Origin of the sequence: Streptomyces sp. KPB2 (genome assembly GCF_003950055.1) — a bacterium.
GTDB classification, from domain to species: domain Bacteria; phylum Actinomycetota; class Actinomycetes; order Streptomycetales; family Streptomycetaceae; genus Streptomyces; species Streptomyces salinarius.
The window spans coordinates 3,975,926-3,996,720 of sequence record NZ_CP034353.1; the positions used below are offsets into that span (position 1 = coordinate 3,975,926).

Here is a 20,795-nt window from a genome sequence, read left to right on the forward strand (position 1 = left end):
ACTCAGCGCAGCCCGGAGGCCCGGCCCCCGTCGTCCCAGTGGACCTCCAGCACACGCCGGACGGCCGCGCGGTCGACGGGGCCGAACACGTGCGGGAAGAGCGTGCCCTCGGCGACGCCGGGCGGTGGGGCGGGGTCGGCCGGCTCCCACACGCACCGCGCGGTGAGCCGGTCCTCGTCCAGGAGCAGCGCCACCAGCGGCCGGGGCGCGTCGCGGTAGTACGCGTTGACGACGGCGAGGGTGGTCTCCTCGTCGGGCGAGCAGTGGACGAAGCCGTCGTCCGTCAGGGAGGCGGGCACGTACGGGCGGCCGGGGTCGGCGTTCCAGTCGGCGAGCGGCACCACGTGGTAGATCATCGCCCCGTTGTAGCAGCCGTCTCCGCCGCGGCGGCGGTGCCGTCGTGCTCCGCGGGGCCGGGAGCCGAGGGTGTGGGCCTCACGTCGCCGGGTGCGCTCGACGGTGCCCGGCGTACGGGCCGGTCGCTCGGTCCGGCCGACGGCGCCCGCGCGGGTGGCGTGGAGGGCGACGGCGTGGCGGCGGTCGTCGCGGGGGCCTCGGTCGGCAGCTCGGGGCTCGGGCCGGGCGTGCGGCCGGCGTCGCGGGTCGGGGCCGGGCTCGGTGAGGCCTCCGGCGTGGGACCGGCCGGGGCCAGCGGTGGCGCCGGGCGCGCGGGCGGGGCGGGGGACGTCCACTGCATCGGCAGCACGATCAGGGCGGCGGCGGCAGCGGTCGCCGCGGCACCGGCCGCGGCCCGCAGCAGGCGCCGGCGGGACGCCGTCCGGCGGATCGCCTCGTAGCGGCCCGGGGGTGGGCCCAGGAAGTCGGCGCCCGGACGCAGCAGGACCAGCAGCGGATCGTCGCCGTCCGGCCCGGACCCCGGCCCGTCCCGGTCGTCCGGCCCGTCCGGTCCGTCCTCAAGGCGTGCGATCAAGGCTTCTCCTCAGGTGGACGCGGAGCAGTTCGCGGGCCGCGTGCAGATCGGCCTTGACGGTTCCCTCCTTGCGCCCGGTCGCCGCGGACACCTCCCGGATCGGCATGTCGGCGTAGTAGTGGAGCAGGATCGGCACGCGCAACCGCTCCGGCAGGGACTGTACGAGCAACCGCACCGAGGGGTCGGCCTGTTCGGGGTGCGGGCGCACCGCGACCTCCGCGGTGACCCGGCGCACCGCCCGGCGCTCGCGCTCCAGTTTGCGCCAGTGGTCCCGGACCAGATTGGCGGCGGTGACGTAGAGGAAGCCGCGCGGCTCCTCCACGGACGTCCAGCGGGCCCAGAGCCGGGTGAACGCCTCCGAGGCGATCTCGTGGGCCGTCTCGTCGTCGTCGACGAGCCGGCGGCACCAGCCGGCGAGGCGCGGATACAGGGCGGCGAACAGCTCGGACGCCGCCCTGTCACGGGACCGTTTCAACGCTCTCCATGGTCGTGAGGGTAGTGCGGGGCGCGCCCGCGGGGCGCTACGCGCCCTGGGTGGCGCTCAGTTCGGCGAAGACGATGACGTTGTCCCGGTACTCCTCGCCGTCGCGCGGGCCGCCGCAGGTGATGAGCCGCAACTCCGGCCCCGCCACGTCCCCGTAGACGTCGTCCGTGGGGAAGTCGGCCTTCGCCACCGTCCGTACGGCCGTGACCGCGAACTCCGCCGCGGTGCCGTTGCGCAGGCGGGCCTCGATCCGGTCGCCGCGGTGCAGCCGCGCGAGGTGCCGGAAGACCCCGTCGCCGTACCGGCCGACCGTGACGTGGCCGAGGATGACCGACGGCCCCACCTGGCCAGGGGTCGGCGAGTGCCGGTACCAGCCGGCGCGGTCGTCGTCCGTGACGGGCGGGACCTCCACCGTGCCGTCCGACGCCAGCCCCAGGTCCATCACCGGGGTGTCGACCCCGAGGGCGGGGATGCGCAGCCCCACCGGGACCGAACGCGCCAGGGGACGCGCCGACTCGGCCGGTGCCCGCGCGTGCGGCGCCGTGTTCTTCGCGGTCGCCGAGGGAGCGGTGTCGCCGTCCCCCTGGGCCCCTCCGCAGCCGGCGAGCAGCGCGGCCAGGGCGGCGGTCGCGAGGACGCGGCCGGGGCGCCGGATCATGCGCCGGTCGCCGCCGACCGTCGACGGCGTACGACGAACAGGACCGCGCCGCCCGCGAGGAGCACCCCGCCGGCACCGGCGCCGACGAGCCCCTGGTCGGTGCCCGACGTGTCCGCGGGAGACGCCACCCCGGTGTCGGCCGCGCCCTCGGGCACGACGGAGACCTGGCCGTCGGCGGGCGCCGGGGCCGCCCGGGTGGGCTCCTCCGCCGGGACGCTGACGGAGGGCACGGGGGTCGCCTCGGTCGGTTCGGCGGTGGCGCTCGGGGCGCTCTCGGCGGGGGCGGAGGGGACCGGGCTGGGGTCGTCGGCGAACGCGGGGGCGGTGCCCGCCAGTACGGCGGTGCAGGCCAGGGCCACGGCACTGAGGATGGTTCGGCGCATCGGGTCGCTCTCTCTCGTCGTCGGCGCGTCGGCGCACCGCGTGGGGGTGCGGGACGGATCGGACGGAGAGACGAGGCGGGGGCCGGGCGGGTTGTAAAGGAATGGCAAAGCCGCCTCGCCCGGACGGGCTCGGCCGGCGCCGCCCCTTACGAACCCGTGACGTGCCGGTCGGGGCGCCCCGTCCCGCGGCCCCGCCGACCTAGCGTGGGGCGCATGCGCGTACTGGTCACCGGCAGTGCCGGTTTCATCGGGTCCCACGTCGTCCAGGCCCTGCGGGAGCACGGGCACGAGCCCGTCGGCTACGACGTCCGCGAGGACCCGGGCGCCGACGTGCGCGACCCGGCGGCGGTTGCCCGGGCGCTGGACGGCGTGGACGCCGTGTGCCACCAGGCGGCGATGGTCGGTCTCGGCAACGGCTTCGCCGACGCGGCCGAGTACGTCTCCCGCAACGACCTCGGCACCGCCGTCCTGCTCGCCGCGATGGCCGGTGCGGGGGTACGGCGGCTGGTGCTCGCCGGGTCGATGGTCGTGTACGGGGAGGGGCGGTACGCGTGCCCCCGGCACGGCGTGGTGCGGCCGGGGCCGCGCGCCGTCGCCGACCTGGACGCGGGCCGGTTCGAGCCCGCGTGCCCGGAGTGCGGCGCGGACCTGTCGCCCGGTCTGGTCGGCGAGGACGCCCCGGCCGACCCGCGCAACGTGTACGCCACCACCAAGCTGGCCCAGGAGCACCTGGCCGCCGCCTGGGCCCGGACGACCGGTGCGACGGCGGTGTCGCTGCGCTACCACAACGTGTACGGCCCCCTGATGCCCCGCGACACCCCCTACGCCGGGGTCGCCTCCTTCTTCCGTTCCGCGCTGGCCCGCGGCGAGGCCCCGCGCGTCTTCGAGGACGGCCGCCAGCGCCGGGACTTCGTGCACGTGCGGGACGTGGCCGCGGCGAACCTCGCCGCGCTGGAGGCCGCCGGGCCGCCCCGGGGCGCCCTCAGCGCCTACAACACCGGCAGCGGTGAGCCGCACACGGTGGGCGAGATGGCCACCGCCCTGGCCGCCGCCCACGGCGGCCCCGAGCCCGTCGTCACCGGCGAGTACCGCCTCGGCGACGTCCGCCACATCACGGCCGACTCCACCCGCCTGCGGACCGAACTGGGCTGGCGTCCCCAGGTGGGATTCGCGGAGGGCATGCGGGAGTTCGCGCGGGCGGGCCTGCGCGGGGAGTGACCCGACGCGGGGCCACGCCTCCGGGACCCCGCGGGACCGCCCCCTGCCCGGCACCGCGCGAGCACGTGCCTGTGGCCGTGGCCGGGCGTGTGGCCGTGGCCGCCGGGCCTGCGCGCCGGGAGGGGCGCGCGGCAGGAGGGGCGCGCGCCGGGAGGGGCGCCGGCAGGAAGGTGCACGGCAGGAGTGGCGCGCGGCAGGAGGGGCGCCGGCAGGAAGGTGCACGGCAGGAGGGGCGCGCGGCAGGAGGGGCGCCGGCAGGAAGGTGCACGGCAGGAGGGGCGCGCGGCAGGAGGGGCGCCGGCAGGAAGGTGCACGGCAGGAGTGGCGCGCGGCAGGAGGGGCGCCGGCAGGAAGGTGCACGGCAGGAGTGGCGCGCGGCAGGAGGGGCGCCGGCAGGAAGGTGCACGGCAGGAGTGGCGCGCGGCAGGAGGGGCGCCGGCAGGAAGGTGCACGGCAGGAGTGGCGCGCGGCAGGAGGGGCGCCGGCAGGAAGGGTGCGCGGCGGGTAGGCGGTCCCCGGTCGCGGAGTTGGCGAGCCTCGCCGCCGGGATCGCGCGCGTCCGGATCAGTCCCCCCTCGGGGGGCAGGTCCCGTGCCCGGTCAGGCCTCCGCCAGCGGCAGGGTCACCTCGAAGCGGCAGCCGCCGGGGATGTTGTGGACCGTGGCGCGACCGCGGTGGGCCTCGACGATGCCCCGGACGATGGCGAGGCCGAGGCCCGCTCCGGCCGGGGGCGTACGGGCGTGGGTGCCGCGCCAGCCGGTGTCGAAGACCCGCGGCAGGTCCTCCTCGGGGATGCCGCCGCAGCCGTCGGTCACGGAGACCACCACACCGTCGGCGGACCGCTCGGCGGCGACGGCGACCGTGCCGTCGGCGGGGGTGCGGCGGATCGCGTTGACCAGCAGGTTGCCCAGGACCCGGCTCATCTCCTTGCCGTCCACCTCGACCGGCACGGCCGCCACCGAGTGGCCGACCAGCCGTACGCCCTGCTCGCGCGCGAGCGGGTCCGCGCCCGCGAGGGCGTCGCCGACCAGGTCGTAGAGGGAGATCCGGGCCGGGGTGAGGGCGAGGGTGCCGGCGTGGATGCGGGAGAGTTCGAAGAGGTCGCCGACCATGTCGTTGAGGCGTTCCACCTCGGCGCGGATCTGCCGCAGGTAGCGGTCGGGGTCGGCGGCGACGCCGTCCTCCAGCGCCTCGGACATGGCGCGCAGACCGGCCAGCGGCGTCCGCAGGTCGTGCGAGATCCAGGCGACCAGTTCGCGCCGGGAGGTCTCCAGGGCCCGCTCCCGCTGCCGGGACTCGGCGAGCCGGGCGCTGGTGGCCGCCAGTTCGCGGCTGAGCGCGTCGAGTTCGGCGGTCGCGGGTGTGGTGGGGGCCGCGTAGCCGCCGTCGTCGCCGAACGACCGTGCAGCGGCGGCCAGTTCGCGGCTGCGGGCGACCACCCAGCGGCCGAGCAGCAGCGCGGTGGCGAGGGAGACGACGGCCGCCATCGCCACGACGGTGGTGACGACGGACAGGTCGTGCGGGGACAGGAACATCGCCCACGCGACGGCCAGCGTGCCCGCGAGCATCGCGAGGACGGCGACCGCCGCCACCACGGCCAGCGACGCCGTCAGCGAGCGCCGCCGGATCAGCCGCAGCACGGCCGCGCCCACCAGGCCGGTGGCGGCGGCGCCGGCGAAGGCGTACAGGGCGATGAGGAGGGTGGCGTGCACGGTCAGTCCGCCTCCCGGACCGCGGGGTCGAAGCGGTAGCCCACGCCCCAGACCGTCTGGATCAGCCGGGGCCGGGCCGGGTCGTCCTCGACCTTGCCGCGCAGCCGCCGGACGTGGACGGTCACCGTGGACAGGTCGCCGAAGTCCCAGCCCCACACCTCGCGCATCAGCTCCTCGCGGGAGAACGCCCGCCCCGGATGCCGCAGGAAGAAGGCGAGGAGGTCGAACTCGCGCAGGGTCAGGGCCAGTTCGGTGCCGTGCTTGGTGGCCCTGCGGGCGGCCGGGTCGGCGGTGAGACCGGCGGCGGACGGCGGGCGCGGTGCCGGGGCCGGCCGGGTGCGGCGCAGCACGGACTCCACCCGCAGCACCAGCTCCCGCGGGCTGAACGGCTTGGTCACGTAGTCGTCCGCGCCGACCTCCAGGCCGAGGATGCGGTCGTCCTCGTCGCCCCGGGCGGTCAGCATGACGACCGGCACGGGCCCCCGGGCCCGCAGCCGCCGGCACACCTCCAGGCCGTCCATGCCGGGCAGCATGAGGTCGAGCACCACCAGGTCGGGCCGGCGCGCGGCGGCCCGGGCGAGCGCGTCCGCACCGTCCCCGGCCCGCTCGACGCGGAAACCGGCCCGGTCGAGATACCCGGCAACGACCTCCGCGACGGTGGGATCGTCGTCCACGACGAGAATCCGCGGGGGCGGGGCCGGAGGATCCGCCGGGGGTGTGGTCGATCGGGTGGGGTCGGGGGGCGGCTGGTGCATGCGACCAGCCTCGCACCGCCCTTCCTCCGGTGTCCCCGCCGAGCGGGGCCGGGACCCGGACGTCCGTGTTTCGTAAGGAGTGGAAGTCCGATTCGTCCGATTCCGCTTCGTAGGGTGAACGCCGTGACCACCTCGCCCGCTCCGGACGTCGATGTCGTGCTCCCCTGCCTGAACGAGGCCGCGGCCCTCCCCTGGGTCCTGGCCCGCGTCCCGGCCGGCTGGCGTGCGCTCGTCGTCGACAACGGCTCCACCGACGGCTCCGCGGACCTCGCCCGCTCGCTCGGCGCCACGGTCGTGACCGAGCCGCGCCGCGGCTTCGGCGCCGCCTGCCACGCCGGACTGACCGCCGCCACCGCCGACGTCGTCTGCTTCTGCGACTGCGACGCCTCCCTCGATCCGGGCCTGCTGGCGCCGTTCGTACGGGAGATCCGCGCCGGCGCCTGCGACCTGGTGCTCGGCCGTCGCCGGCCGCAGGCCAGGGGCGCGTGGCCCGTGCACGCCCGGGCCGGCAACCTCGCCCTCGCCCGGATGCTGCGCCGCCGCACCGGCCTGCGCCTGCACGACCTGGGCCCGCTGCGCGCCGCCCGCCGCGAGCGGCTGCTGTCCCTCGGCCTCACCGACCGGCGCAGCGGCTACCCGCTGCAGATGGTGGTGCGAGCCGCCGACGCGGGCTGGCGGGTCACCGAGCACGACGTCCCCTACCTGCCCCGCACCGGCGCCTCCAAGGTGACCGGCACCTGGCGCGGCACCTGGCAGGCGGTGCGGGACATGCGCCGCGTCCTGGCCGAGCCGCCGGCCGTCCACCCAGGCGCCCGCGAGGGGGGTGGCGTCCGGTGACCGCCGACACGACGCTCCTCGTCATCGCCAAGGAGCCGCGCCCCGGCCGGGTCAAGACCCGGCTCACTCCGCCCTTCACCCCGGTCGAGGCGGCCGCGCTGGCCGAGGCGGCCCTCGCCGACACCCTGGCCGCCGTGGCCGCGACGCCCGCGCGGCGCCGGGTCCTGGTCCTCGACGGCGCCCCCGGCCCGTGGCTGCCGCCCGGCTTCGACGTCGTACCGCAGTGCGCGGGCGGCCTCGACGAGCGGCTCGCGGAGGCGTTCGGCGGGTGCGCGGGTCCGGCCCTGCTCATCGGCATGGACACCCCGCAGGTGACGCCGGACCTGCTCGACGTGGACCTCCGCGACCACGACGCCTGCTTCGGCCCGGCCGAGGACGGCGGCTTCTGGGCCCTGGGGCTGGCCCGGCCGGAACCCGCCCTCGTCCGGGGCGTTCCCATGTCGACCCCGGTGACGGGGGCGGTGCAGCGTGAGCGGCTCCTGGCGGCGGGGCTGCGGGTACGGGACCTGCCGCGCCTGCGTGACGTCGACACCGCCGCCGACGCCCGCGCCGTGGCCGCCCTGGCCCCGCACGGCCGGTTCGCCGCCCGGCTCGCGGCCTGCGCCCCGGCCGCAAAGCGGCGGGCGGTCCGGTGACCGGGGCCGCGCGACTCGCCCCCGGCCGGCCCGCCGTCGCTCGCGCCTGGGAGGCCTCCGACCCCTACGCCGCGGCCCTGCGCTCGGGACGCGGTCCGCTGTTCCTGCGCCGCACCGACGGCTGGCTGCTGCCGCTGGACGTGGAGCGCTGGTGCGCGCGGGCCGACGCGGTCGACCTGGAGGTGCTCGACCGGTGCGAGGGCGCCGTGCTCGACGTGGGCTGCGGGCCGGGACGGCTGGTGGCGGAACTCGCCTCCCGGGGCCGGACCGTCCTCGGCATCGACGTCAGCGAGGCCGCCGTCGACCGCACCGTACGGACCGGGGGCCACTCGCTGCGGCGCTCCGTCTTCGAGCCGCTGCCGGGCGAGGGACGCTGGGACACCGTCCTGCTCATGGACGGCAACGTCGGCATCGGCGGCGACCCCCGCGCCCTGCTCGCCCGCGTCGCCGCCCTGCTCGCACCCGGCGGTCTGCTGATCGCCGAGACGGCCCCGGTCGAGGTCGACGAACGCGCCCACGTGCAGGTCGTCGACGTCACCGACGGCCGCGCGGCGTCCGGCGACCCCTTCCCCTGGGCCCGGATCGGCACCCGCGCACTGCTGCGCCGCGCGGGCGCCGCCGGCTGGCTCGGCGCCGGTCAGTGGACGTCGGGGGAGCGCCGTTTCGTCGCCCTGCGCAGCAGCGGCCGCCCGGCGAGCAGCAGCGCCGAGCCGCCGAACAGCACGGCCGTGATCAGCAGCCAGCGGGCGAGGAAGCCGTCCGCCGACAACGCGGCCACCGACCGGTAACGCGCGTCCACCCGCCCGGCGATCAACGGGAACCACACCAGCAGGAGCAGCCCGGAGAAGGCCGCCGGAATCCGGACGTACGGCACCCAGGCCCGGTGGCGCACCGCCCCGAGCCCGCGCACGACGGCCCGGTCGGCCGCCGCGTACAGCGGCAGCAGCACCAGGTCGTGCAGCAGCGCCGCCCCCACGAACCACAGCGCCACGCCGAACCAGTCACCGGCGAGCAGCCGCACCCCCGCGTACCCCGCCAGCGCGAACGAGCAGCACAGCAGCAGGATCTGGAGGGGACTGCCGATCGAGGGCCGACGCGGCGGCCACATCCCGCGCACGCGATTCATCCAAGCCCTCCGAACGTCATCCGGGCCACCCACTTGGTGTTCAGCACGCCGGGCGCGGCGGGCACGATGATCCGCGCCGGGTAGCCGTGGTCCGGGCTCAGCGTCTCGCCGTTGACGTACAGGGCGAGCAGGGAGCGCGGGTCGGCCACCTGGTTGGCGCGCAGGGCCCCGTGGCGGAAGGCGCCGCGCCGCTGGAGGGACTCGACGAGCACGTCGGGCGGGTCGCCGTCGTAGCCGGCGAGCGCGGCGAGGTCCCGCAGCCGCACCCCGCGCCACCACTGGTCGGAGGTCGACCAGCCCTCGACGCAGGCGATGGGCAACGCGGCGCTGTGCAGCGGCAGTCGGAGCAGGTCGGCGCGGGAGAGGCGGACCGTGCCGGTACGGCCCACGACCACGAGCCGCCAGGCCTCCTCGCGGGTCTCGGCCGCGTGGATGCCGGCGTAGGCGGCGGTCTTGTTGACCTGGAAGCCGTTCGGGCCGCTGCCCGGTTCGGCCCCGCCGTGCGGTGCGAGCAGGGCGGTGGCCCGCGCCGCCCCGTCGAAGGACCGCCCGGCGCTGGTGGCGAACAGCAGCAGCGAGGCCCCGCCGACCGTCCACAGCGCCCCGCGCCGCGACACCGTCGGCGCGTCGGGCCGCGGCGACCGCAGGCCGTCGTCCGGCTCCCGGACGTCCCCCGCGCGCATGCGCCGTACGTTGCGCAGCGCGGCCGGCGCCTTCAGCACGGCGTGCGCGACGAACGCGGCGAAGAAGACCCAGGCGCCGTAGAAGTGCAGCGGGTAGAAGGAGCCGGGGAAGAGATAGTCCAGCTGGATGTTGAGGACCCCGGTCACGAACTCGAACAGCGCGCCCCCGACCAGCAGCAGCAGCGAGATCCGCTCCAGCGCGTGGGCGAGCGAGCGGGCCGGCGGCAGCGTGAACAGCCTGGGCACCACCGACCACAGCTTGGCCAGCAGCACCGGGATCAGCACCAGCCCGAGGGTGACGTGGACGCCCTGCGTGAGGCGGTACAGCCAGGGCGGGTCGGTCGGCCAGTCGAAGAGGTAGAAGCCGAGGATCCCCTTGTCCGGGGTCTTGTCGTTGACCGGCGACAGATCCGGGTTGTAGGCGGCGTACGACAGCAGCCCGGTCACGAACAGCACGGTGATGCCGACGAGCAGGACGAGGCCGAGCACCGACGTGAACCAGGGCCCGCGCAGCGGGCTGCGCCAGAAACCCGGGGAGGAGGGAAGCCGTGGGGCGAGGTCGCGCATGTCCCGACCGTAGGCCGCGGGACGCCCTGCGGACGGTCCGCGACCCATGACGAAACGCTGACGTCCGCCCCGCGCACCGCCCCCCGCGTGATCCCCCGGCCTACCGTGCCGGGGTGAGCCACCTCCCCTCCGCCCGCCGCCGCTCCGTCCGCCGCGACCTGGGCGCCGCCGCGGCCGCCGCGCTGCTCGTGACGGCCGCCGTTCTGGTCGGCCGGTACGTGTACACGTACGACGACCTGATCGTCGGCTGGCCGCCCCTGCTGGGCCGCTGGGGCCCTCACCTGGGCCCCGGCACCCCGGCGGCGGTCCTGGTCGCGGCAGCGGTCGTGGCCTGCGGCCCCGCCGTCGCCGCCCGGCTGCCCTGGCGCGCGCTGCTGCCCGCGGCGTGGGGCGTGTCGCTCGCCTGGATCTGGTCGCTGGCCCTGATCGACGGCTGGCAAACGGGCGTCGCCGGCCGGCTCACCACCCGCCACGAGTACCTCACCGTCATCGGCCGCTGGCACGACATCCCTGCGACCCTGCGCGACTTCACCGGGCACATCCTGATCCACTCCCCCGACAACTGGCCCGCCCACGTCGCCGGTCACCCCCCGGCGGCCACGCTCACCTTCGTGCTGCTCGACCGGATCGGGCTGGGCGGCGGAGGCTGGGCCGGCGTCTGGTGCATCACCGTGGGCGCGTCGGGGTGCGTGGCCGTGCTGATGACGGTGCGTGCCCTGGCCGGGGAGCGGCTCGCCCGGCGGGCGGCGCCCTTCCTGGTACTGGCACCGGCGGCGGTGTGGCTGGGCACGTCCGCCGACGCGTACTTCGCGGCGGTCGCCGCGTGGGCGGTGGCGCTGCTGGCCCTCGCGGTCACCCGGCGGTCGGCGGGGTGGGCGGCGGGCTCGGGACTGCTGTTCGGGCTGACCTGCTACCTCTCCTACGGCCTCACGCTGTTCGCGGTGGTCGCGGCGGCGGTGCTGCTGCTCGGCCGGCGCGGGGTGCGGGAGCGGCCGGTGCTGTTCCTGCCGCTGCTGGCGGGGGCGGCGGTGGTGCCGGTGGCGTTCACGGCGATGGGCTTCGACTGGTGGGAGGCGTACCGCCTCCTGGTCACCCGCTACTACGAGGGCGCGGCCGGTGTCCGCCCGTACGGCTACTGGGTGTGGGCCAACCTCGCCTGCACGGTGCTCATCACGGGCCTGGCGACGGCGGCGGGCCTGCGGCGGACCGGGGCGGTGCTGGTCCGGCGCGGGGACTCGGGCGCGCAGGAGCTGCGGCTGGCGTTCCTGGTGGCCGCCGGACTGCTCGCCCTGCTGGCCGCCGACCTGTCCGGCATGAGCAAGGCGGAGACGGAGCGCATCTGGCTGCCCTTCGCGCTGTGGCTCCTCCCCTCCTGCGCCTTCCTCTCCCACCCCCGCGCCTGGCTGGCGGCGCAGGCCGTACTCGCCCTCCTCCTCAACCACCTGGTGGCGACGGGCTGGTGAGGAGGTCAGCCGCCGCAGGGCAGGTCGACCTCCAGGACGGTCGGGCCGCCGGGCGGGCTGGTCAGGCGGAGCGTGCCGTCCAGGGCCGCCACCCGGCGGCGGATGCCGGTCAGGCCCGAGCCGCCGTCCGCGTCGGCGCCGCCCCGCCCGTCGTCCTCGACCAGCAGCCGCAGCCGGCCGCCCCGGGCGCGGACCGTGACCGAGGCCCGCCCGGCCCCGCTGTGCCTGGCGACGTTGGTGAGCGCCTCGGCGACCACGAAGTACGCCGTCGCCTCGACGGCGGCCGCGCACCGTTCCGGCACGTCCGCCTCGACGCGGCAGGGCACCCCGCAGTCCGCCGCGAGGCCCGACAGCGCGCCCGCCAGGCCGCGGTCGGCCAGGACCGGCGGCAGGATGCCCCGCGCCACCGACCGCAGTTCCGCCAGCGCCTGCTCCGCGGCCGACTGCGCCCGCTCCAGCAGTTCGTCGGCCCCGGCGGGGTCCCGCGCCGCCATCCGCCGCGCGGCGCCCAGCAGCACCGTGACCGACACGAGCCGGTTCTGCGCGCCGTCGTGCAGGGACCGCTCGATCCGGCGCAGTTCGGTGGCGTGCGCGTCCAGTGCGGCGGCCCGGGTCGCGGTCAGTTCCGCCACCCGCAGCGACAGGTCCGTGTCCGGGCCCGCCGCGAGCAGCCGCCGGGCCGGGGCGGCCTGCAGCCGCGCCATGCCGGGCCCCAGGCCCAGGAGGATCGCGGCCCAGCCCACACCCAGCAGCAGCGCCGCGACCGCGTCCAGCCAGGTGTGCGCGGTGCCGACGCCGATGGAGGTGGTCGTGGCGTCCTCGGGTACCAGGCGCCACCACAGGGGGAACGTGCCGTCCCGGACGGCGCAGAGCGGCAGCAGGAGACCGAGCAGGCCGAGCAGGAGCCCCAGCGTGCCGTGCCGCACCAGCCAGCCCAGCTCCCGCCGGGTGGTGGGGTCGGCCAGCGCGGACCTCAGCCGGACGGGCGGCGGATCGGGCGGGACGATGTCGACGCCCCGGCGGGCGAGGCGTTCGCGTTCCCGGCGGGCCAGCGCGTGCAGGGCGCGCAGCACGAGCGGCGCGAGCAGCAGCCCCACCCCGGCCGGCGCGGTCACGGCGGCCACGGCCGCCAGCAGCAGCACGCCCAGCGCCTGGAACGCCGTACCGAGCCCGCCGACGAGCTGCCCCGTCGCCGCGCGGGCGGCGCGCAGGGTCCGTACGGCGGTCTCCCGCACGGACGTGCCCTCGACGACCGTCATCCGCCTGCCTCCCTCCGGCCCTGTGGCCAACGCCGACGTGCCCGACCCTAAGCCGCGGGACGGTGAGCCGGCGGGTGCGGAGCCGGAAGGTACAGCCTGCTGTACCTCGAACCGGGCGGCTCACGGGATCGGCGGGCGGGTGCCCTGCTCCATAGCGTCGGAGACGACCGCGAGCGACGCCGACGGAGGCCGCAGCCATGACGTACCAGGACCACCGAGAGCACCGGGACCAGCAGGAGTACCGGGGTGATCAGGAGCACCGGGGCCGGCAGGAGCACCGGGGGCATCCGGACCCCTACCGCCTGGGCACCCCCCGGGCCGCCTCCGCACCCGGTGACGGCCCGGGGGCTGTCTCTCGCGGGGACGTCCTGCGCACGCTGCTGTGGGCCGTCGTGGTGCTCAGCGCCGTCGCCAACATGGCGCTCTCCTTCGCCGGCGCCGCCACCCCGCTCCACCTGGCCACCGGCGTGGTCACCGTGCTCGCCGCCGGCACCCTCGTCGTACGCGCGCTGCGGGGGCGGCGATGAGCACCGCCGCCCTCGCCACCGCCACCGCGCGCAGGGCGCCCGCCATCGCGCTGGACCACGTCGCCCGCACCTATCCGGGCGGCGTCCGGGCCCTCGACGACGTGTCGCTGACCGTGGAACACGGCACGTTCCTCGCGGTGATGGGGCCCTCGGGCTCCGGCAAGAGCACCCTCATGCACTGCGCCGCCGGGCTGGACTCCCCCACGTCGGGCAGTGTCCGCATCGACGGGCAGGAGATCTCCGGCCTGAACGAGACCCGCCGCACCGAACTGCGCCGCGAACGCGTCGGGTTCGTGTTCCAGGCCTACAACCTGATCCCCTCGCTCAGCGTCGAGGACAACATCACGCTGCCGCTGCGCCTGGCCGGCCGGCGCCCGGACCGGGAGTGGCTGCGCACCCTGACCGAGCGGGTCGGGCTGGCCGACCGGCTGTCGCACCGCCCCGCCGAGCTCTCCGGCGGCCAGCAGCAACGCGCCGCCGTCGTACGGGCGCTGGCGGCGAAGCCCGCCGTCGTCTTCGCGGACGAACCGACCGGCGCGCTGGACCTGCGCAGCGCCCACCAGGTGCTCGACCTGCTGCGCGCGCTCGTCGACGACCTCGGCCAGACGGTGGTCATGGTCACCCACGACCCGGCCGCCGCGGCCCGCGCCCACCGCGCGCTGGTGATGGCCGACGGGCGGGTGGTCGAGGCCCTGGAGCGGCCCACCGCGCCCCGACTGGCCGACCGTCTCGTGGCGTTGGGGGAGCGGTAGCCGTGCTGCGTCTCGCGCTGCGGATGGCCGCGCACCGGATCACCGCCCTGCTCGCCGTGGCGTGCGCGGTGCTCGGCGGCGCGGCCCTGATCACCACCACCGGCGTACTCGCCGAGTCCGGGCTGCGTTCGCAGCTGCCGCCCGGGCGGCTCGGCGGCGCGGACGTCGTGGTCGCCGCCGCCCAGGAGTTCCGCCCCAGCGGGGACCTCCCCCTCGCGCTGCCCGAGCGGGCGACCGTCCCGGCCCGGCTCGTCGACCGGCTGGCCGCCCTGCCCGGCGTCACGGCGGCCGTCGGCGACATCGGCTTCCCGGCGGCGCTGGTCGACGGTCGTGGGCGCATCACGCCGGTCGAGGAGGATCCGGGGACGGCGGGGCACGGCTGGTCCTCGACCCGGCTCCTGGCGCACGCACGGGTGGCGGGCCGGGCGCCGTCCGGCGGGGACGAGGTCGCGGTGGCCGCCGGCACGGGCCTCGCGGTCGGGCAGCGGGTCGACGTCGTGGCGAACGGGCGCCCCTCCGCGTCCTACCGGGTCTCCGCGCTGGTCGACGCCCCGGGCGCCGGCGTCTACTTCGCGGACGGCACGGCCGCCCGGCTGGCCGCACGCGACGCGGGGAGCGAGGGTCCGCGCGCCGGGACCGTGGACCTCATCGGGCTGCGGGCCGACGAGGGTGCCGGGGCTCGGGTGGCCGCCGCGGTGCGCGAGGCGGTGGCCGGCACGGGCCTGGAGGTGACCACGGGCGCGGACCGGGGCGAGGCGGTGGCGCCCGGCGTGGGTTCGGCGCGCTCGCTGCTGATCCTGCTCGCCGGTTCGCTCGGCGGGATCGTGCTGCTGATCACCGGGTTCGTCGTCGCGGGCGCGCTGGGCGTGACCATCGCCGGGCAGCGCCGCGACCTGGCGCTGATGCGGGCCGTGGGCGCGACGCCGAAGCAGATCCGCCGCCTGGCCGCCGCGCAGTCGACGGTCGTCGCGGCGATCGCCCTGGTGCCGGGCGTGGCCGTCGGCTACCTGCTGGCGGGCCGGTTCCGCGAGCTGCTGGCCGGCCGTGGCGTGCTCCCGCCCGAACTCCCCCTCTCCTTCAGTCCCTTGCCCGCGCTCGCCACGGTGCTCCTGGTGGTGACGGCCGTACGGCTCTCCGCCCGGTGCGCGGCCTGGCGCACCTCGCGGATGCCGGCCACCGAGGCGGTCGCCGAGTCCCGCAGCGAGCCGCGCACACCGTCGCGGGGGCGGACCCTGGCCGGGCTGCTGCTGATCCTCGGCGCGGGCGCGCTGTCGGTGGTGCCGCTGCTGTCCCGGACGGTCCTCGGGGCCTCGGTCACCTCCATGGCGGGCATCATCGCCGCGATCGGCCTGGCGCTGTCGAGTCCGGCGCTGGTCCGGAGCACGGGCGAGGCCGCCGTACGGCGCCTGCGGCCCGGGGCGGCGGCGCCGACGTGGCTGGCGCTGTCCAACGTACGGGCGTACGCGCTGCGGCTGTCGGGGGTGGTCAGCCCGCTGGCGATGGGCGTCGTCTTCGTCCTGACGTACACCCTGACCCAGACCACGGTGCTGGCCGCCACCTCCGACGACACCCGCACCGGCACGCTCGCCCAGTACGAGCTGACGGCACCCGCGCTGGGCGGGCTGCCCGACGGCACCCTTTCCGCGGTGCGGGACTTGCCCGGCGTACGGGCCGCGGCACCGGCCGGGACGACCACGGTGGTGTGGCAGTACGAGGAACTGGGCGACCCCGCGGCCGAGTCGGCCCCGGCGTCGATCCTCGCGCCGGACGCCCGGGGCGTCCTCGACCTCGGCGTGACGGACGGCGACCTGGACCGGCTGACCGGTGCCACGGTCGCCGTGAGCGGCGAGGCCGCGCGCAACCGGGACGCCGGGGTCGGGAAGCGGGTACGCCTGGTGCTCGGCGACGGGGCGCGCGTCGAGGCCCGGGTCGTCGCCGTCTACGACCGGGGGCTGGGCTTCGGCCCGGTCGTCCTCTCCCGCGAACTGGCCGCCGGGCACACCACGACCGGCCTCGACCAGCGGGTCCTGGTCCGCACCGACGGCACGGCGCAGGCGGGGCGGGGGCTCGCCGCGCTGGCCGCCGACCGTCCCGGGCTCACCCTCGCGAGCACCGCCCCGGACGCCTCCGGCGCGGACACGCCGCCCGAGGTGTGGATCAACCTGGCGGTGGTCGTGGTGCTCCTCGGCTACCTGCTGCTGAGCATCGCCAACAAGCTGGTCGCCGCCACCGCCCAGCGCCGCACCGAGATCGCCGCGCTGCGCCTGGTCGGCACGACCCCGCGGCAGATCCGCGCGATGATGCGCCGCGAGGCCGCGGTCGTCGCCGCCGCGGCCCTGGCCTGCGGTCTCCTGCTGTCCGCCGTACCGCTGGCCCTCCTCGGCCAGGGCTTCCTCGGCCACCCGTGGCCGGCCGGCCCGGTCTGGCTCCTGCCGGTGGTGGCGGCGACGGTGACGGCGACGGCGTACCTCACGATCGAACTCCCCACCCGCCACGCCCTGCGCACACCTCCGGCGGAGGGCCTGCGAACGGGATGACCCGAGCGGTCCCTCACCACCCGCCGGGCGCCGGCCACGGGCAGACGTCCGCCCCCCAGCGACGCACGGTGCCCCGCCGTCGACGGGCTCCCGCCCCCAGCGACGGAGCGGCGGCGCGGCCTCACGGCTTACGGCCCCCAAGCGGCCGGGCGGGCCTGCCCGGCACGGAGCCGACTCACGCGTCGCCGGGCGGGCCTGCCCGGCACCGGAGCGGGGCCTCGCGGCGCGGCACGGGCCCGGGCCGGCATCGCGGGCGCGCCGCCCCGCGCCAGACGTTCCCCGACCGGCCCGGACGGGGAGCCCGGGCCCACCCGAGCGGCCCCTCACCACGCGCCGAGGCCCGGCCAGGTGCAGGCCTTCGCCGCTGACCGGAGCCCGCCCCCGGCAACAGAGCGGCGGCGCGGCTGACGGCTCACGGCCCCGAACCGGCCGGGCGGGCCTGCCCGGCAGGGCGTCGACTCGCGCGCCGGCATCGCGGGGGCGCCGCCCCCGCACCGGACCTTCCCCGACCGGCCCGGGCGGGCGGCCCGGGCCCACCCGAGTGGCCCCCACCACCTCCCGGGCCCGGCCAGGTGCAGGCCTTCGCCCCTGACCGGAGCCCGCCCCCGGCAACAGAGCGGCGGCGCGGCTGACGGCTCGCGGCTCGCGGCTCGCGGCCCCGAGGCGGCCAGGCGGGGCCTGCCCGGCACCGGAGTGGGCCGCCCGGCCGGAGTGGGACCGCGCGGCGCCGGGCGGGCGCGGGTCGGTGTCGCGGGTGAGCGTGCGTCGTTCAGCGCACGGGCGGGCCCGCACCCGGGACGGGGCACACGGCCGGGCGGTCCCCGCGACCCCCGTCACCCGACCGGACCTCACGCCCCCCGTTCCCGCAGTGCCGCCCGGGCCGGGAGGATCGCGGCGGTGAGGGCGAGGGCTGCCGCCGTCGCGGCGAAGGCGGCGTACAGCAGCGGGGGAACGTGCGGCAGTTCGCCGGTCAGGCCGCGCATCATCGGGGTCAGCGTGATCATGGCGATGGCGGTGCCCAGAGCGACGCCCGCCGCCGACACCAGCAGGCTCTCCCAGCCCAGCATGCGCAGCACCTGGCGCCGGGTGGAGCCGACGAGGCGCAGTGTGCGCAGTTCGCGGCGGCGGTCCAGGACCGTCATCACCAGGGTGTTGACCGCCGCGACGGCGGCGAAGCCGCCCAGGACGGCGGCCATCATGTAGTTGGCCCAGGCGCCGAACTCGCGGTCCACGTTCTGCGCGAGCGCGTAGCCCGAGGCGTCGGTGACCTCGCCCAGCGCGCCGAGCGACTCGGCGTCTCCGCCGCTGACCAGCAGCGTGTCGGCGAAGGCGGAGGTGACGTGCCCGTCCAGGGACGCGCGGTCCATGGTCACCGCGGGCAGGCCCAGGCCCCGGCCGTAGACCGCGACGACCTCCGGGGCGGCCTTCGTGCCGTCGGGGAGGAGGAGCGACAGCTCGTCGCCGAGCCCGACGTCCGCCGCCGTGGCGAGGGTCCTGTCGATGGCGACCCGGCCCTCCCCCACCCGGTCCAGGCTGCCCTCGCGCACATCCAGGTCCTGCACCCGCGCGAGCCGGGCGACGGAGCCCGAGACGCCCTGCACCGCCGTGGCCTGCAACGACGTCTCGCCGCCGCCCCGGACCGGCACCAGCACCTGCGTGTCCAGCAGGCTCACCGCCGCGTCGACACCGGGCGCGCGGGCGGCACGTGCGACGGCATCGCCGGGCAGTCCCGCCGGGGCGGTCACCACGTGGTCGGCCGTGATGCCGTCGCGGAGCTGCTCCGAGGCGACGTGGCTCTCGCTGGTGTGCATGAAGACGAGCGTCGAGGCGAAGGCCATGGCGAGCACGATCGGGGTGATCGCGGAGGCCAGCCGGCGGGAGTTCGTACGGGAGTTGGCGGCGGCCAGCGACGCCGAGGCACCCCCGCCGCGCAGCAGCAGACCGAAGAGCGCCGAGCACAGCCGGGCCAGGATCGGCCCGAGGAGCGCGACGGCCAGCATGAAGAGCATGACGACGCCGAGGGAGGCGTTGGCCGCGTCCGCACCGGCGGAGGAGGCGGCCACACCGGCGAGCACCGACCCGCCGCCGACCGCGGCCAGACCGAGGACGGTACGGACGACACCCGGCCGCAGCCGCTCCACCGACGCCTCGGCGAGCGCCTGACCCGGCTTGATCCGCGCGGGCCTGCGCCCGGCCGCCCACCCGGCGCCCAGCGCCGTGAGCAGCCCGAGACCGACGGCGGCGAGCAGCGGGAACCCGGAGACATGCACCTCGACCGCCTCCGGGACCGCCCCGCGGTCCTGCATCTGCCCGAACCACCAGTGCGCGAGCCCGATCCCCGGCAGGCAGCCCAGCAGCCCGGCGAGCGGGGCGACGAGCAGCGCCTCGGCGGCGACCGCCCGGCGGATCTGGCGCGGAGTGGCGCCGACGGCGCGCAGCAGCGCGAACTCGCGGGTGCGCTGGCCGACGGAGAGGGCGACCGTGCCCGCCGCGGTGAACACCGCGACCAGGGTGGCGATCCCGCCGAAGGAACCGCCGACCGCGAAGAGCGTCTCCTTGGCGTACGCCAGCCCGTGGTCCTCGACCTCGCCCCGGTCGTCCCCGGTGAGCGTCTGCGCGCCGGAACCGGTGAGCGCCTTCTCGACGGCGACGGCGAGGGCGTGCGGGTCGACGCCGTCCTCGGCCATGACGGCGATGGCGTCGGCCTTGCCGGGATGACCGGCCAGCACGGGCGCCTCCGCGTCGGCGAACCAGGCCGTGGCCCCGCCACCGCCCGCCCCGTCCCGCGCGGTGTCGCCGGCACCGGCCTCGGCCAGCCCGGACACCCGGAAGCCGGCGCGCCCGTCGGCCGTCTCCAGCACGACGGTGTCGCCGACGCCGGCCCGGGCGGCACGGGCCGCGTCGGCGCCGAGGACGACCTCACCGGCGCGCGGTGCGGCGCCCTGGGAGAGCGCGGTGCCGGTGAAGACGTGCGAGCCCCAGCCGTGGCCGGTGAGCGCGCCCGCCGGACCGTCGCCGCCGTTCTCCGGGAAGCCGTTCTCCGGGAGGCCGTGCACCGGGAAGGTGAAGTCCGGTACGGCGGCGGCCGCACCCGGCGCCCCGGCGGCCTTCGCCGCGAGCCCCGTGTCCACGCGGGCGGTGTCGGGCAGCGGGAACTCGGTCACCTCGGGACCGTCGACGGTGTCGGCGACGACCCGCGCGGACTGGTCGGCCGCCGCGACGACCGGCGCGTTCGCGTACCGCTCCGCCGGTACGGAGGCACGGATGCCCGTCTCCAGCAGTACGCCGCAGGCCGCGACGACCAGCGCCGACATCATCAGCGCGACGAACGTGCCCACGAACGAGGCGGGCTTGAAGCGCACGGCGGCGCGCGCGAGGCCGTTGGGCTTGAGACTCATGCCGCCGCCCCCGCCCCGATCCCGGCTCCGGCTCCGGCCCCGGTTCCGGCTCCCGCTCGCGTACGACCGGTGAGGGCCGTCATGCGCGCCGCGATCCGCTCGGCCGAGCCCCGTTCGAGGTGGTCGGCGAAGGCACCGTCGGCGAGGAACAGCACGCGGTCGGCCCAGGCCGCCGCCGCCGGATCGTGGGTGACCATGACGACGGTGGCGCCGAGGGTGTCCACCGCGTGCCGGAGCAGCCCGAGGACCTCGGCGGCGGTGCCGGTGTCGAGGGCGCCGGTGGGCTCGTCCGCGAAGATCACGTCGGGGGACGTGACCAGCGCGCGGGCGACGGCCACCCGTTGCTGCTGCCCGCCGGACAGCTCACCGGGCCGGCGCCGCGCCTTGTCGGCGAGCCCGACCCGCGCGAGCACCTCGGCCGCGCGACGGTGGTCCTGGCGCTGGCCGGCGAGGCGCACGGGCAGCAGGACGTTCTGCTCCACGGTCAGCGAGGGCAGCAGGTTGAACGCCTGGAAGACGAAGCCGAGGCGGCTGCGGCGCAGCTCGGTGAGCTCGTTCTCGCTCATGCCGGTGATCTCCGTGCCGCCGAGCCGCACGGATCCCGCCGACGGCCGGTCGAGCCCGGCCGCACACTGCAGGAAGGTGGACTTGCCCGACCCGGACGGTCCCATGACGGCGGTGAAGGTGCCGCGCGGGAGGGCGAGGTCGACGCCCGCGAGCGCGTGCACGGCGCCCGCGCCACGGCCGTACTGCCGTCGCACGCCGCGCAGTTCGACGGCGAGACCGGGTGTGGCGGCCGGGGCGCCGGGAAGGCCGTCCGCCCCTGGCAGGTCGCCGGCCTTCTGCCGCTTGCCCTTGCGTAGCCTCATG

At 77.3% G+C, this 20,795-nt stretch carries 19 protein-coding genes; 8 read left to right on the forward strand and 11 right to left on the reverse strand.

The features are described 5' to 3' along the window. Positions 1-2 precede the first annotated feature (2 nt). Genes D1J63_RS17630 through D1J63_RS17650 form a run of 5 tightly spaced genes read right to left on the reverse strand, consistent with a single transcriptional unit; the run spans position 3 to position 2,456 of the window. Positions 3-356, reverse strand: coding sequence for a DUF952 domain-containing protein (locus D1J63_RS17630; protein ID WP_125629853.1), 354 nt, complete (start codon positions 354-356; stop codon positions 3-5). Further along, positions 353-931, reverse strand: a complete 579-nt coding sequence (locus tag D1J63_RS17635) for a hypothetical protein (RefSeq protein ID WP_241235579.1) — start codon at positions 929-931, stop codon at positions 353-355. The genes D1J63_RS17630 and D1J63_RS17635 overlap by 4 nt, the downstream gene beginning before the upstream one ends. Then, complete coding sequence (locus D1J63_RS17640) at positions 915-1,406, reverse strand: RNA polymerase sigma factor (protein WP_125629855.1); 492 nt, start codon at positions 1,404-1,406, stop codon at positions 915-917. Before D1J63_RS17640 ends, D1J63_RS17635 begins: the two co-directional genes overlap by 17 nt. Positions 1,407-1,452: 46 nt before the next feature. Then, positions 1,453-2,073: a class F sortase gene (locus D1J63_RS17645; protein ID WP_125629857.1), complete on the reverse strand. Its 621-nt coding sequence runs from the start codon at positions 2,071-2,073 to the stop codon at positions 1,453-1,455. Further along, positions 2,070-2,456 (reverse strand): LPXTG cell wall anchor domain-containing protein, encoded by a 387-nt coding sequence (locus tag D1J63_RS17650; protein ID WP_125629859.1) that lies wholly within the window; start codon positions 2,454-2,456, stop codon positions 2,070-2,072. The genes D1J63_RS17645 and D1J63_RS17650 overlap by 4 nt, the downstream gene beginning before the upstream one ends. A gap of 213 nt (positions 2,457-2,669) precedes the next feature. On the opposite strand from D1J63_RS17650, the gene D1J63_RS17655 reads away from it, so the two are divergent. Next, a complete protein-coding gene (locus D1J63_RS17655) occupies positions 2,670-3,674 on the forward strand; it encodes an NAD-dependent epimerase/dehydratase family protein (RefSeq protein ID WP_125629861.1) in 1,005 nt (334 codons plus the stop codon). Between the two features lie 599 nt (positions 3,675-4,273). Here the strand turns inward: D1J63_RS17655 and D1J63_RS17660 are convergent. Together D1J63_RS17660 and D1J63_RS17665 are read right to left on the reverse strand one after the other, a co-directional pair. After that, positions 4,274-5,386, reverse strand: coding sequence for a HAMP domain-containing sensor histidine kinase (locus D1J63_RS17660; protein ID WP_125629863.1), 1,113 nt, complete (start codon positions 5,384-5,386; stop codon positions 4,274-4,276). Positions 5,387-5,388: 2 nt separating this feature from the next. Continuing rightward, positions 5,389-6,141: a response regulator transcription factor gene (locus tag D1J63_RS17665; protein WP_125629865.1), complete on the reverse strand. Its 753-nt coding sequence runs from the start codon at positions 6,139-6,141 to the stop codon at positions 5,389-5,391. Between the two features lie 114 nt (positions 6,142-6,255). On the opposite strand from D1J63_RS17665, the gene D1J63_RS17670 reads away from it, so the two are divergent. From D1J63_RS17670 to D1J63_RS37665, 3 genes are read left to right on the forward strand one after another with little or no spacing between them, the layout of a single operon-like run. Beyond that, positions 6,256-6,978 carry a glycosyltransferase family 2 protein gene (locus D1J63_RS17670; RefSeq protein ID WP_125629867.1) on the forward strand — a complete coding sequence of 241 codons (723 nt, stop codon included), beginning with the start codon at positions 6,256-6,258 and terminating at the stop codon, positions 6,976-6,978. Continuing rightward, the gene (locus D1J63_RS17675; protein WP_125629869.1) at positions 6,975-7,613 is read left to right on the forward strand and encodes a DUF2064 domain-containing protein; all 639 of its coding nucleotides are present in this window, start codon (positions 6,975-6,977) and stop codon (positions 7,611-7,613) included. The genes D1J63_RS17670 and D1J63_RS17675 overlap by 4 nt, the downstream gene beginning before the upstream one ends. Beyond that, positions 7,610-8,401 carry a class I SAM-dependent methyltransferase gene (locus tag D1J63_RS37665; RefSeq protein WP_125629871.1) on the forward strand — a complete coding sequence of 264 codons (792 nt, stop codon included), beginning with the start codon at positions 7,610-7,612 and terminating at the stop codon, positions 8,399-8,401. Before D1J63_RS17675 ends, D1J63_RS37665 begins: the two co-directional genes overlap by 4 nt. Positions 8,402-8,735: 334 nt before the next feature. Here the strand turns inward: D1J63_RS37665 and D1J63_RS17690 are convergent, their stop codons facing one another. Further along, on the reverse strand, positions 8,736-9,989 hold the full coding sequence (locus tag D1J63_RS17690; protein ID WP_125629873.1) for a molybdopterin-dependent oxidoreductase: 1,254 nt from the start codon (positions 9,987-9,989) through the stop codon (positions 8,736-8,738). Between the two features lie 188 nt (positions 9,990-10,177). Between D1J63_RS17690 and D1J63_RS17695 the strand changes: the two genes are divergently transcribed. Continuing rightward, positions 10,178-11,452, forward strand: coding sequence for a hypothetical protein (locus D1J63_RS17695; protein ID WP_241235698.1), 1,275 nt, complete (start codon positions 10,178-10,180; stop codon positions 11,450-11,452). 5 nt (positions 11,453-11,457) lie between these two features. Here the strand turns inward: D1J63_RS17695 and D1J63_RS17700 are convergent, their stop codons facing one another. After that, complete coding sequence (locus D1J63_RS17700; RefSeq protein ID WP_125629877.1) at positions 11,458-12,711, reverse strand: sensor domain-containing protein; 1,254 nt, start codon at positions 12,709-12,711, stop codon at positions 11,458-11,460. A gap of 197 nt (positions 12,712-12,908) precedes the next feature. On the opposite strand from D1J63_RS17700, the gene D1J63_RS17705 reads away from it, so the two are divergent. Genes D1J63_RS17705 through D1J63_RS17715 form a run of 3 tightly spaced genes read left to right on the forward strand, consistent with a single transcriptional unit; the run spans position 12,909 to position 16,527 of the window. Beyond that, complete coding sequence (locus tag D1J63_RS17705) at positions 12,909-13,238, forward strand: divalent metal cation transporter (RefSeq protein ID WP_232250580.1); 330 nt, start codon at positions 12,909-12,911, stop codon at positions 13,236-13,238. Continuing rightward, a complete protein-coding gene (locus D1J63_RS17710; protein WP_125629880.1) occupies positions 13,235-13,990 on the forward strand; it encodes an ABC transporter ATP-binding protein in 756 nt (251 codons plus the stop codon). Before D1J63_RS17705 ends, D1J63_RS17710 begins: the two co-directional genes overlap by 4 nt. Positions 13,991-13,992: 2 nt before the next feature. Beyond that, positions 13,993-16,527, forward strand: a complete 2,535-nt coding sequence (locus D1J63_RS17715; RefSeq protein ID WP_125629882.1) for an ABC transporter permease — start codon at positions 13,993-13,995, stop codon at positions 16,525-16,527. Between the two features lie 848 nt (positions 16,528-17,375). Here D1J63_RS17715 and D1J63_RS17720 read toward each other — a convergent pair. Both D1J63_RS17720 and D1J63_RS17725 read right to left on the reverse strand, forming a co-directional pair. Further along, on the reverse strand, positions 17,376-19,925 hold the full coding sequence (locus D1J63_RS17720) for an ABC transporter permease (protein WP_125629884.1): 2,550 nt from the start codon (positions 19,923-19,925) through the stop codon (positions 17,376-17,378). Further along, complete coding sequence (locus tag D1J63_RS17725; RefSeq protein WP_164712869.1) at positions 19,922-20,794, reverse strand: ABC transporter ATP-binding protein; 873 nt, start codon at positions 20,792-20,794, stop codon at positions 19,922-19,924. Before D1J63_RS17725 ends, D1J63_RS17720 begins: the two co-directional genes overlap by 4 nt. Position 20,795 lies beyond the last annotated feature (1 nt).

Bases quoted from the DNA above. Each gene is read 5' to 3' on its own strand.
- D1J63_RS17630 (WP_125629853.1), bottom strand. From the start codon at position 356: ATGATCTACCACGTGGTGCCGCTCGCCGACTGGAACGCCGACCCCGGC.
- D1J63_RS17645 (WP_125629857.1), bottom strand. From the start codon at position 2,073: ATGATCCGGCGCCCCGGCCGCGTCCTCGCGACCGCCGCCCTGGCCGCG.
- D1J63_RS17650 (WP_125629859.1), bottom strand. From the start codon at position 2,456: ATGCGCCGAACCATCCTCAGTGCCGTGGCCCTGGCCTGCACCGCCGTA.
- D1J63_RS17655 (WP_125629861.1), top strand. From the start codon at position 2,670: ATGCGCGTACTGGTCACCGGCAGTGCCGGTTTCATCGGGTCCCACGTC.
- D1J63_RS17665 (WP_125629865.1), bottom strand. From the start codon at position 6,141: ATGCACCAGCCGCCCCCCGACCCCACCCGATCGACCACACCCCCGGCG.
- D1J63_RS17690 (WP_125629873.1), bottom strand. From the start codon at position 9,989: ATGCGCGACCTCGCCCCACGGCTTCCCTCCTCCCCGGGTTTCTGGCGC.
- D1J63_RS17700 (WP_125629877.1), bottom strand. From the start codon at position 12,711: ATGACGGTCGTCGAGGGCACGTCCGTGCGGGAGACCGCCGTACGGACC.
- D1J63_RS17705 (WP_232250580.1), top strand. From the start codon at position 12,909: ATGACGTACCAGGACCACCGAGAGCACCGGGACCAGCAGGAGTACCGG.
- D1J63_RS17710 (WP_125629880.1), top strand. From the start codon at position 13,235: ATGAGCACCGCCGCCCTCGCCACCGCCACCGCGCGCAGGGCGCCCGCC.
- D1J63_RS17720 (WP_125629884.1), bottom strand. From the start codon at position 19,925: ATGAGTCTCAAGCCCAACGGCCTCGCGCGCGCCGCCGTGCGCTTCAAG.
- D1J63_RS17725 (WP_164712869.1), bottom strand. From the start codon at position 20,794: ATGAGGCTACGCAAGGGCAAGCGGCAGAAGGCCGGCGACCTGCCAGGG.